Genomic DNA, 10,097 nt, shown 5'->3' with positions numbered 1-10,097 from the left:
TTCGGTCGCACCGCCGCTTCCACTACACCCCCCGCCCACACCGACCCCCTGCGGGCGGCCCCTCCCCCCCCCCCCCACGGCACCCCCCCCCCCCCCCCCCCCCCCCCCCCCCCCCCCCCCCCCCCGCCGCCGTGTGCGGTCACAGTGCCGTGAGGTGCCCGGGCTGGTCCGGCTGCCGCGGCAGCAGCACCGGTTCCGTGGTCGCCGTACCCGGCTCCAGCGCCAGCACGGCCGCCACCGGGTGCGCGTCGTGCGCGTCCTGGCCGCCGGGCTCGGGTGCCGCCCGGGTGAGCAGCACCACGCCCCAGGAGGCCAGCCCCGCGCCGGCCAGGGCCAGCAGCACCCCGCCCGCGCCGCCCTGCAGGCCCTGCCCCAGCAGGGTCAGGCCGATCACCGCGGCGGCCACCGGGTTGGCGAGCGTGACCACGGCGAGCGGCGCGCCGAGGCCGCCGCGGTAGGCCGTCTGGGAGAGCAACAGCCCGCCGACCGCGAACGCGGCGACGAGCACGGCGACCACGATCACCTCGGCGCTCAGCACCGGGCCCGAGCGGTCCGTGGCCGCCACGGTCACCGTCTGGGTGAGCGCGGAGGCCACACCGGAGGCGAAGCCGGACGCGGTCGCGTGCCTCAGGCCCGGCCGGGCGCCGGGCCAGGACAGCAGACCGATCGCGGCGGCGGTCGTCCCCGCGACCACCAGGGCCTCGGTCAGCGACAGCACCCGCGCGGGCGCCGGACCGGAGGCGCTGACCAGCAGTGCGGCGAGTCCGAGCAGGGTCAGTGCCGTACCCCGCCACTCCACCGCGCTGACCCGCCGCCCGGCCGCCCGCGCGCCCAGCGGCACGGCCGCGACCAGGGTGAGCGCGCCCAGCGGCTGTACGACGGTCAGCGGGCCGTACTTCAGGGCGACGACGTGCAGCAGCGCGGCGGCGGCGTTCAGCCCGACCGCCGACCACCAGGCGCCGGTGCCCAGCAGCCGCAGCAGACCGGTGCCGGCGCTGCGCGAGGCCAGGCGTTCCTGGGCGACGGCGGCCAGCGCGTAGGCGACGGCCGACACCAGTGACAGGCCGAGGGCGGACAGGGCGGCGGCGTTCACCGGCCCGCTCCCGCCAGGACGGGCTCGCGGGTGAGGGGCCGGCCGGTGCCGCGCCCCGCCGTGGTGGCGGTGCCCTGCGGCGGAGGGATGACCGCCAGGGCGACGCCGAGCATGGCCGTCGCGGCGATCGCGTCGAGCCAGTAGTGGTTCGCCGTGCCCACGATCACCAGCAGGGTGATCAGCGGGTGCAGCAGCCACAGCCCGCGCCACCGGGACCGGGTGGCCGCGATCAGGCCGATCGCCACCATCAGCGCCCAGCCGAAGTGCAGCGAGGGCATCGCCGCGAACTGGTTGGACAGGTGGTCGCTGGACGGCGGGCCGTACACGGACGGGCCGTAGACCTGGGCGGTGTCCACCAGGCCCGTCCCCGTGAGCATCCGCGGCGGGGCCAGCGGGAAGGTGAACGGCAGTACCAGGGCGGCCGTGGTGACGACCGCGAGGACCCGGCGGGCCCAGACGTAGTGCGCGGGGCGCCGCAGATACAGCCAGACCAGGAAGGCGAGCGTGGCCGGGAAGTGGACGGTCGCGTAGTAGGTGTTCGCCAGGTGGACGAGGGTGTCGCCGTGCAGCAGTGCGGACTGCACGGCGGTCTCGTGGGGGAGGTCCACGGCCCGCTCCAGGTGCCAGACCCGACGGGCGTTGCGGAAGGCGTCCGCGGTGTGGCCGGTGGCCAGCAGGCGGCCGAGTTTGTAGACCAGGAAGAGCCCGGCGACCAGCAGGAACTCACGTATCAGGGGCGGGCGTACCGGGCTGTCCGATTCCGCTTCCGCCCCCGCAGGCTCGGTTCGGGCATTCATCCCCCGGCCCCTTCGCTGACGGTGGTGCGTGGTGCGTGTGGTGGTGCGTGCGCGCCCCGGCTCGGTGCCGGAACTCATCGATACGTTGCCGTACCGATACGCCAGTGTACCGATACGGTCGAGTACCGGTACACTGGCGTACCGATTGATCTGAGCCACACTGGAACAAGCACGAGTCACGAGTGAGGGGAGGCAGCGCATGACGTCGCAGGCCGCGGAGGGACCGGGGACGGTCGTCACCTCGCGCCGCTCCAAGATCACGCCGGAGCGTGAGCGGGAGTTCTTCGACGCCGTGCTGGAACAGATCCGCGAGTGCGGCTACGACTCCGTCACCATGGAGGGCGTCGCCGCCAGCACCCGGTGCAGCAAGTCCACGCTCTACCGGCAGTGGAAGACCAAGCCGCAGTTCGTCGCGGCCGCGCTGCGCGCCAGCCGCCGGGTGCGGTTCGCCGGCATCGACACCGGATCGCTCGCCGAGGACCTGCGCCAGGCCGCGCGGGCCGCGGGCGACTGGTCCGGCAAGGACACCCGGCTGCTGCAGGCGCTCGGGCACGCGGTGACGTCCGACCAGGAGCTGGCCAAGGCGCTGCGCGAGGCGCTGGTGCACCCGGAGATCGCCGCGCTGGAGGAGATGCTCGCCCGCGGGGTCGCCCGCGGCGAGGTCCGGGAGGGCCACCCCGCGCTGGAGTACATCCCGGCGATGATGTTCGGCGTCCTGCGCGTGCGGCCGGTGCTCAACGGGCAGTACGCCGACGCCGACTACCTGGTCCGGTTCGTGGAGTCCGCCGTGCTGCCCGCGCTCGGACTGAGATGAGACCCAGGCCGCCGTCCACGGGATGACTGGACGGTGACCTGCCCGCGCCGCACCGTGGGGACGGGGGCGGCGCGCACCCCCCGGCCGGGTGGGGTTCCCCTTGAGCGGAGGGGAATCCCACCCGGCCGATCCGTGTCCGGACGTACCTCAGACGTCCTGGCCGTTCCCGCCGCCGGACGAGACCGCGATCCCCTTCAGGATCTCGTCCATGACCGACAGCTTCTGCCCGGCGTCGATCCCGAAGCGGACCACCACCATCTGCCGGGCCCGGTTGGGGGAGGGGAAGGCGACCGACTCGACATAGCCGTCGGCGCCCTTGCTGGTGACCGCCTTCCAGCGCACCAGGTAGCCCTTCTGTCCGGCCACCGTCACCGCCTCGGAGGCCAGCACCTCGTGCGAGGTGATGCTGCCGTAGGTGGTGCCGCCGTACGACTGCTTGGCGTTGGCCGCGATGTCCGCCTTCGCGACCTCCTCGGCCGTGTCGCCCTTGGTGCCCAGCGCCGTCGCCGGTGCCGTGTAGGCGCCACCCGCGGTACACGTCTGCTCCGGGTCGCCCGGGCACGTGTAGGTGTCGTCGGACGTCACCCCCGCGCCGAAGTCGATCGCCTGCCCGGTCCACCCCTGCGGCACCGGCAGGCTGATCCCGTTGACCGCGTCCGTCACCGAGCCGCCGCCCTTGACCTTCGGCGCATCGGACTGCCCGGGGGACGGCGAGGCCCCGCCGGACCCACCGCTTCCGCCTGGGCCCCCGGAACCGCCGCCGGGTCCGCCGGACGACCCGCCCCGGCCGCCGTCCTGCCCGCCGCCCGGCCCCTGCGACGAGCCCGCGCGGTCGTCGCCGCCGCCGTCCTTGGTGAGGGCGTACACGCCCACCGCGATGCTCGCCAGGACCGCGGCCGTCACCGCGACGGCTATGCCCGTGCGCAACCCCCGCCGGGACGGGGCCGGCGGCGCGGCGGGATACGCCGGCTGGCCCGGCTGGCCCGGATACGCCGGGTACGCGCCGTACCCCGCCGGAGCCGAGGGGGCGGGCCCGGCCGGGGGACCCCAGGCGGCGGCCGTGCCGGCGGGGCGGGTCTGGTCCGTCCAGGCCTTGCCGTCCCACCAGCGCTCGGTGGGCGGACCGTCGTTCGTCTGCCCGGGGTCGGGGTACCACCCGGGGGGAGTCACCTGCGTCATGCCCCCACCGTATGAGGCATCGGTGAAAGAGCGATGAGAGGATCCGGCGCCAACGGCGCAAACCGGAACATCCTGCCCCGAATTTCTCCCGGACGCCCGGTCGCGGCCGCAGTTGACACTCCGTCCGCTGGTCGCGCGGGCGTGCGCGTCGCCTGCCCGCACCCTGTTTCACCCGGGCGGGCAACAGCTGCCACGACCGGCCACCGAAGGCCCCACCGGACGGCTACGCTCGGGACCTGTACGTCATTCGGGCGACCTGGGGAGGTAACGGGATGACGGAGGGACGGCCGCCGGCGGCCGGCTCGGCTTCCCTGTGGGAGCGGGACGCCGAGATCGCCACCATCGCGCAGGCACTCGACGTGCTGTGCGCCGACCAGTCGTCCGCGGGGAGCCTGCTGGTCCTCCGCGGCGAGGCCGGACTCGGCAAGACCGCGCTGCTGGCCGAGACCCGCCGCATCGCCGAACGCCGCGGCTGCACCGTCTGGTCCGCCCGCGGCGCCGAGACCCTGAAGTCGGTCCCGTTCCACGTCGTACGGCAGCTGCTCCAGCCGGCGCTGCTGTCGTTACTCCCCGAGGAGGCCCGCGAGTACCTCGGCGACTGGTACGACATCGCCGGCCCGGCCCTCGGCATAGCGGACCCGCAAGGGGACAAGGCCGACCCGCAGTACGTCTGCGACGGACTCGTCGCCGCGGTGCGCCGGCTCTCCCGCCGCCAGTGGCCGCTGGTGCTCCTCCTGGACGACGCGCACTGGGCCGACCAGGAGACCCTGCGCTGGCTCGCCGCGTTCGCCGAGCGCCTGGACGACCTCTCCGTCCTGGTCGTGGTCGCCCGCCGTCCCGGCGAGGTCAGCGGTGAGAGCGCCCGCCTGCTCGACGCGGTCGCCGCCGACGCGGGCCGCCCCGTCCACACCCTCAGCGCCCTCACCCCGGACGCCACCGCCGGGCTCACCCGCGCCACCCTCGGCCGGCACGCCGACGACCCGTTCTGCCGCGAGGTCTGGGCCGTCACCGGCGGCAACCCCTACGACACCGTCGAACTCCTCGCCAAGGTGCAGGACAGCGAACTCCAGCCGGTCGAGGCGCGGGCCGGAGAGCTGCGCGCGCTCAACCGCGCGGCCCGCGGCGGCGGACTGGTCGACCGGCTCAAGGGCCTCGGCCTGGAGGCCACCCGGTTCGCCTGGGCCGCCGCCATCCTCGGCACCGGCATCACCGTCGACATGGTCGCCCGCCTCGCCACCATGAACGACGAACTCGCCCGCAGCTGCGCCGACCTGCTGTGCACCGCCCGCATCCTCACCGAACCCGAACCGGCCCCCGGCGCCGAACGCGCCGCGGGCGAGCTGGAGTTCGTCCACCCGCTCATCGCCACCGCCGTCTACAACTCCATCCCGCCCGGCGTGTGCACCGCCATGCACGGCGTCGCCGCGCAGATCATCACCGAGCTGGGCCGCGGCGCCGCCGAGGCCGCCCGGCACCTGCTGAAGGTGCACCCGGACGACGACGAGGAACTGGTCGAGCAGCTGCGCGAGGCCGCCCGCGAGCACCTCGCCGTCGGCGCGCCCGACGCGGCCCGCCGCTGCCTGGAACGCGCCCTCGAGGAGCCGCCCCGCCCCGAGGTGCACGCGCGCGTCCTGTACGAACTGGGCTGCGCCACCCTCCTGACCAACCCCGCGGTCACCACCGACCACCTGCAGAGCGCCCTCGCCATGCCCGGCCTCGACGGGGACGACCGGGTGAACGCCGTCGTCCGCCTCTCCCAGGCCCTGCTCCACAACGACCAGCTGGAGGAGGCCGTCCGCACGGTCGAGGCCGAGGCCGCCCGGCACGAGGCGGGCCCCGTCCGGATGCGGCTCCAGGCCTTCCAGTTCATGTGGGAGGGCATCCACGGCGAGACCGTCTCCCCGGCCCGCTCCCGCCGCCTCGCCGAACTGGCGGACACCTGCACCGGCCGCGACAACGCCGAACGCGCCCTGCTGATCCTGCGCGGCTTCGACGCGATGACCCACGGCGAGAGCGCCGACGAGGTCCTCGAACTGTGCGACCGCGCCCTCGTCAACGGCCGCCTCGCGCCCGGCCTCGGCTGGACCGACCCCGAGTGGGGCATGGAACTGCTGATGATGCTCGGCAGCGCGTACGCCTACGCCGACCGGCTCGACCGCGCCGAGAGCCTGTTCGCCGAGGCCCGGCGCGTCTACACCGCGGCCGGCTGGCGCGGCGGCCATCTCTCCCTGGCCAACGCCTTCCTCGGGCTCGCCTACCGCCGACAGGGCCGGCTCCGCGACGCCGAGTCCACCCTGCGCGAGGCCCTGGTCCTCGCCGAGCGCGTCGGCCGCCGCCTGCCGCTGTACTGGTCGGCGACCTGCGGACTGGTCGACACCCTGCTGGCCCGGGGCCGGTTCGAGGAGGCCTGGTCGGTCGCCGAACAGTACGGTTTCGCACCGCCGTACCCGTCCACCATCGTGCTGCCCGACATCCGCTCCGTGCGCGGCCGGCTGCTGCTCGCCGTCGGCCGCACCGAGGAGGGCATCAACGAACTGGAGGCCGCCGAGAAGACCGCCGCCTCCCGCGGCGGCCACAACCCGGTCCTCGCACCCTGGTCCATCGACCTCGCCAAGGCCCTCGCCGGCCAGGACCCGGCCCGGGCCGCCCAGCTCGCGGCCGACGCCCGCCGGCAGGCCGAGCGGTTCGGCACGGACACCGCCATCGGCGAGGCCCTGCGCTGTGCCGCCGCCCTGGAGACGGGCCGGCAGGCGGTCCAGCTCGCCGCCCGCGCCGTCACCTACCTGGAGGCCTCACCCTGCCAGTACGAGCACGCGGCGGCCCGCGTGGAGTACGGCATCGCCGCCCGCTCGGTCGCGGAACTGGGCCGCGGCCTGGACCTCGCCAAGGCCTGCGGCGCGGAGGGGCTCGTGGCCCAGGCGCGGGAGGTGCTGGAGACGGGGCGCGGGCTGCACTGAGCCGGTGCCCTCCGGCGTCACCTGCCCAGCAGCTGCTCCGTCACCGCCACCGGCCGCTCGCGCACCCGGGAGTCGTACGCCGACTCGTGCGCCCGCGCCGACCGGGTCCCGCCGTACCAGCCGCCGCTGCCCGTCTCCCGCACACCCGGGCGCCCGGTGCGTGCTGCCGCCGAGGGTGCGACCAGCGGGGTCACCCTCGGCCCGGCTCCTCCTCGGCGAGCACCCGCTGGGCCGTCGCGAACGCCGCGTTGGCGGCCGGCACCCCGCAGTACACGGCGGTGTGCAGCAGCACCGCGCCGATCTCCTCCGGCGTCAGCCCGTTTCGGCGGGCGGCGCGGACGTGCATCGCCAGTTCGTCGTGGTGCCCGTGCGCGACCAGCGCGGTCAGCGTGATCATGCTGCGCTCGCGGCGGGACAGCGTCGGATCGGTCCAGATCTCGCCCCAGGCATAGCGGGAGACGAAGTCCTGGAAGCGGGCCGTGAACGGGGTCTGCCGGGCCTGCGCGCGGTCCACATGGGCATCGCCCAGCACCTCCCGGCGCACCGCCATCCCGCTCGCCGCCGGCCCGTCGAGCTGGGTGCGCAGCGCGGTCAGCACGGCCCGCGGGCACTGCGCCGGTGCCAGATGGGAGGCACCGGGCAGCTCCACCAGCGTCGCCGCCGGCACCGCGTCGGCGATCTCCCGCAGATGCGCGGGCGGGGTCGCGGGGTCCTGTCGGCCCGCCACCAGGAGCGTCGGTACGGTGATGTCGCCGAGCCGGTCGCGCAGGTCGAACGTGGCGAGCGCGTCGCAGCAGGCGGCGTACGCCTCCGGGTCGGCCTCCCGGTGGTCGCGGACCAGCCCGGGCACGCTGAACCCGGGCGTGAACCAGCGTGCGTCGGCGCTGTCCGCCAGCCTGTCCAGGCCCTCGCGGCGCACCCGGTCCGCCCGCTCCCGCCAGGGCGCCTCGCCGCCGAAGTGGGCGGAGGAGCACAGCACGGCCAGCGAGGACAGCCGCCCGGGGTGGTGGACGGCCAGGTGCAGGCCGACGGCGCCGCCGAGGGACACGCCCGCGTACGCGAACCGGTCGATGCCGAGGGCGTCGGCCAGCTCCAGCACCAGCGCGGCCAGCTCGCCGACGGTCGCGCCCGGCCGGATCAGGTCCGCCGCCGAACCGCCGTGCCCGGGCAGGTCCCAGCGGATCACCCGGTGGGCCGTGGACAGCTCGGGCGCCACCCGGTCCCACAGGGCGAGGGAGGTGCCGAGCGAGGGACCGAGCAGCAGCGGGGGAGCGGAAGCCGGGCCTTCTTCCAGGTGGTTGAGGAGTTTCGCGGTCAAGGTCGCTCCAGGGCACGGTCGGTGAGGGTTCCGGCGAAACCGGTGTAGCGGGCGGGGTCGACGAGGTCGTCCAGGTCGACGTCCTTCACCTCGGGTTGTTCGCCGAGGAGGTCCCGCAGCGGGCGCTCCTCCTCGGGGGCGCGGCGGGCCAGTTCGGTGAGCAGCTCCTTGGCGCGGGCGCGGCCGAGGACGGGCGTGAGGGCGGCGGACAGCCGTTCGGAGACGATCAGACCCCGGGTGAGGCCGAGGTTCCGGTGCATCGCGGCCGGGTGCACGCGCAGCCCCTCGGCCAGCTCGGCCGCGTGCGAGGCCGCGCCGCCGACCAGCCGGAGCAGGTCGCGCAGCGGCTCCCACTCGGCGTGCCAGGCGCCGGCCGGCCGCTCGTCCTCGGCGACGAGGGAGCCGTACAGCGTGGCCGCGAGCTGGGGGGCGCGCCGGGCGGCGGCCACGAGGAGCGTGGAGCGCACCGGGTTCGCCTTGTGCGGCATGGCCGACGAGCCGCCGCCGCTGCCCTCGCTCACCTCGCCGGTCTCGGTGCGCGACAGGGTCAGGACGTCCACGGCCAGCTTCCCCAGTACCCCCGCCGTGAACGCCAGGCAGCCCGCCAGGTCCGCGACCGGAGTGCGCAGCGTGTGCCAGGGCAACGCCGGTGCGGCGAGCCCGAGTTCACGGGCGTAGGCCTGCGTCAGGCGGGCCGGGTCCTCGGCGCCGAACTCGTGGAAGGCGGCCAGGGTTCCGGCGGCGCCGCCGAGCTGGGCGGGGAGCGCGTCCCGTACCCGGGTGACGCGGTCGCGGGCGTCCAGGACCAGCGAGCGCCAGCCGGCCGCCTTCAGCCCGAACGTCGTCGGTACGGCGTGCTGGGTGAGCGTCCGCCCGGGCATCGCCGTATCGCGGTGCGCGGCGGCGAGGGCGGCCAGCGCCCGCTCGGTCCGGCCGAGATCGGCGAGGGCCGGCCCCAGGGCGCGCACGGCGACCAGCATCGTCGCCGTGTCCATGATGTCCTGGCTGGTGGCACCCCGGTGGACATACGGGCCGTACTCCTCGCCGACCGCCGCCGTCAGGTCGGCGACCAGCGGGATGACCGGGTTGCCGCCGGCCGGGGTGCGGGCCGCCAGGGAACGGATGCCGAACCGGGCCGGGTCGGCCGCCTCGGTGACCGCCGCCGCGGCCCCGGCCGGGGCGAGCCCCAGCGCGGTCTGCGCCCGCGTCAGCGCGGCCTCGGCGTCGAGCAGCGCCCGCAGGTACGCGTGGTCACTGGTCTCGGAGGCGGCGCCCGAGAGCCCCCACTCGGGGGCGAGCAGGCCGGTGTCGGCGTAGGGGGGAGACGCAAAGGTCACTGGAACTCCAGGAAGACCGTCTCGCCTTCACCCTGAAGGCGGATGTCGAAACGGTAGGTGCCGTCCGACTCCTCGCCCGCGATCAGCGTGTCGCGCCGCTCACCCACCTGGGTGAGCAGAGGGTCGGCGGCCAGCGCGGCCTCGTCGCCCGGGAGGTAGATCCGGGTGAACAGGTGGACGAGCAGGCCGCGCGCGAAGACACAGACACCGAGGTACGGCGCGCTGCGGCCGCGGGCGCCGGGCCGCAGGGTGCGCGCGTACCAGTGGCCGTTCGCGTCGGTCTGGACGCGGCCCCAGCCGGTGAACTCCACGCCGTTGCGGCCCAGATGGCCGCCGCCGGCCGGGTCGCGCCGCATGGAGCCGTCCACCCGCGGCACCGTGCCGTCGGGGCGCGGCCCCCACAGCTCGATCAGCGCGTCGGGCAGCGGGTCGCCCGCGCCGTCGAGGACGTGGCCGTGCACGGTGATCGTGTCGGGGTGGCCCAGCGGCGCTATGTCCTCGCCGCCGCGGAACGGCAGCGCGTAGCCGTAGAACGGGCCGACCGTGTGGGACGGGGTGGGCAGCACCTGGTCCGCGCTGCTCGTGTCGGTGATCGTCATGGC

General features: G+C 75.5%; 9 protein-coding genes. 2 read left to right on the top strand and 7 right to left on the bottom strand.

Annotated elements, in window-relative coordinates; translation table 11 throughout:
* Positions 1–139: 139 nt before the first annotated feature.
* Together ACZ4U1_RS24005 and ACZ4U1_RS24000 are read right to left on the bottom strand one after the other, a co-directional pair.
* Positions 140–1,093, bottom strand: a complete 954-nt coding sequence (locus ACZ4U1_RS24005) for a hypothetical protein (protein WP_467905827.1) — start codon at positions 1,091–1,093, stop codon at positions 140–142.
* Positions 1,090–1,890: a phosphatase PAP2 family protein gene (locus tag ACZ4U1_RS24000; RefSeq protein ID WP_467905825.1), complete on the bottom strand. Its 801-nt coding sequence runs from the start codon at positions 1,888–1,890 to the stop codon at positions 1,090–1,092. The genes ACZ4U1_RS24005 and ACZ4U1_RS24000 overlap by 4 nt, the downstream gene beginning before the upstream one ends.
* A 199-nt stretch (positions 1,891–2,089) precedes the next feature.
* Between ACZ4U1_RS24000 and ACZ4U1_RS23995 the strand changes: the two genes are divergently transcribed.
* On the top strand, positions 2,090–2,704 hold the full coding sequence (locus ACZ4U1_RS23995; protein ID WP_467905824.1) for a TetR/AcrR family transcriptional regulator: 615 nt from the start codon (positions 2,090–2,092) through the stop codon (positions 2,702–2,704).
* A 147-nt stretch (positions 2,705–2,851) separates the two neighbouring features.
* Here ACZ4U1_RS23995 and ACZ4U1_RS23990 read toward each other — a convergent pair whose 3' ends face one another.
* Entirely contained in the window at positions 2,852–3,883 is a 1,032-nt protein-coding gene (locus ACZ4U1_RS23990; RefSeq protein WP_467905823.1) for a DUF2510 domain-containing protein, read from the bottom strand.
* Positions 3,884–4,155: 272 nt separating this feature from the next.
* Here ACZ4U1_RS23990 and ACZ4U1_RS23985 point away from each other — a divergent pair, with 272 nt between their 5' ends.
* Positions 4,156–6,840, top strand: a complete 2,685-nt coding sequence (locus ACZ4U1_RS23985; protein ID WP_467905821.1) for an ATP-binding protein — start codon at positions 4,156–4,158, stop codon at positions 6,838–6,840.
* 17 nt (positions 6,841–6,857) lie between these two features.
* On the opposite strand, the gene ACZ4U1_RS23980 is transcribed toward ACZ4U1_RS23985, so the two are convergent.
* From ACZ4U1_RS23980 to pcaG, 4 genes are read right to left on the bottom strand one after another with little or no spacing between them, the layout of a single operon-like run.
* Positions 6,858–7,034, bottom strand: a complete 177-nt coding sequence (locus ACZ4U1_RS23980; RefSeq protein WP_467905820.1) for a hypothetical protein — start codon at positions 7,032–7,034, stop codon at positions 6,858–6,860.
* A complete protein-coding gene (gene pcaDC, locus ACZ4U1_RS23975; RefSeq protein ID WP_467905819.1) occupies positions 7,031–8,158 on the bottom strand; it encodes a bifunctional 3-oxoadipate enol-lactonase/4-carboxymuconolactone decarboxylase PcaDC in 1,128 nt (375 codons plus the stop codon). The genes ACZ4U1_RS23980 and pcaDC overlap by 4 nt, the downstream gene beginning before the upstream one ends.
* Positions 8,155–9,495 carry a 3-carboxy-cis,cis-muconate cycloisomerase gene (gene pcaB, locus ACZ4U1_RS23970; protein WP_467905817.1) on the bottom strand — a complete coding sequence of 447 codons (1,341 nt, stop codon included), beginning with the start codon at positions 9,493–9,495 and terminating at the stop codon, positions 8,155–8,157. The genes pcaDC and pcaB overlap by 4 nt, the downstream gene beginning before the upstream one ends.
* On the bottom strand, positions 9,492–10,094 hold the full coding sequence (pcaG, locus tag ACZ4U1_RS23965; protein ID WP_467905815.1) for a protocatechuate 3,4-dioxygenase subunit alpha: 603 nt from the start codon (positions 10,092–10,094) through the stop codon (positions 9,492–9,494). Before pcaG ends, pcaB begins: the two co-directional genes overlap by 4 nt.
* Positions 10,095–10,097: the final 3 nt, after the last annotated feature.

The sequence above is a fragment of the Streptomyces sp. NPDC028928 genome (assembly GCF_055564915.1).
This window is presented reverse-complemented; position numbering and strand designations above follow the sequence as displayed.

Excerpts from the sequence above, each read along its gene's own strand:
- ACZ4U1_RS23990 (WP_467905823.1), bottom strand. The coding sequence starts at position 3,883 with ATGACGCAGGTGACTCCCCCCGGGTGGTACCCCGACCCCGGGCAGACG.
- ACZ4U1_RS24000 (WP_467905825.1), bottom strand. The coding sequence starts at position 1,890 with ATGAATGCCCGAACCGAGCCTGCGGGGGCGGAAGCGGAATCGGACAGC.
- ACZ4U1_RS23985 (WP_467905821.1), top strand. The coding sequence starts at position 4,156 with ATGACGGAGGGACGGCCGCCGGCGGCCGGCTCGGCTTCCCTGTGGGAG.
- pcaG (WP_467905815.1), bottom strand. The coding sequence starts at position 10,094 with ATGACGATCACCGACACGAGCAGCGCGGACCAGGTGCTGCCCACCCCG.
- ACZ4U1_RS23995 (WP_467905824.1), top strand. The coding sequence starts at position 2,090 with ATGACGTCGCAGGCCGCGGAGGGACCGGGGACGGTCGTCACCTCGCGC.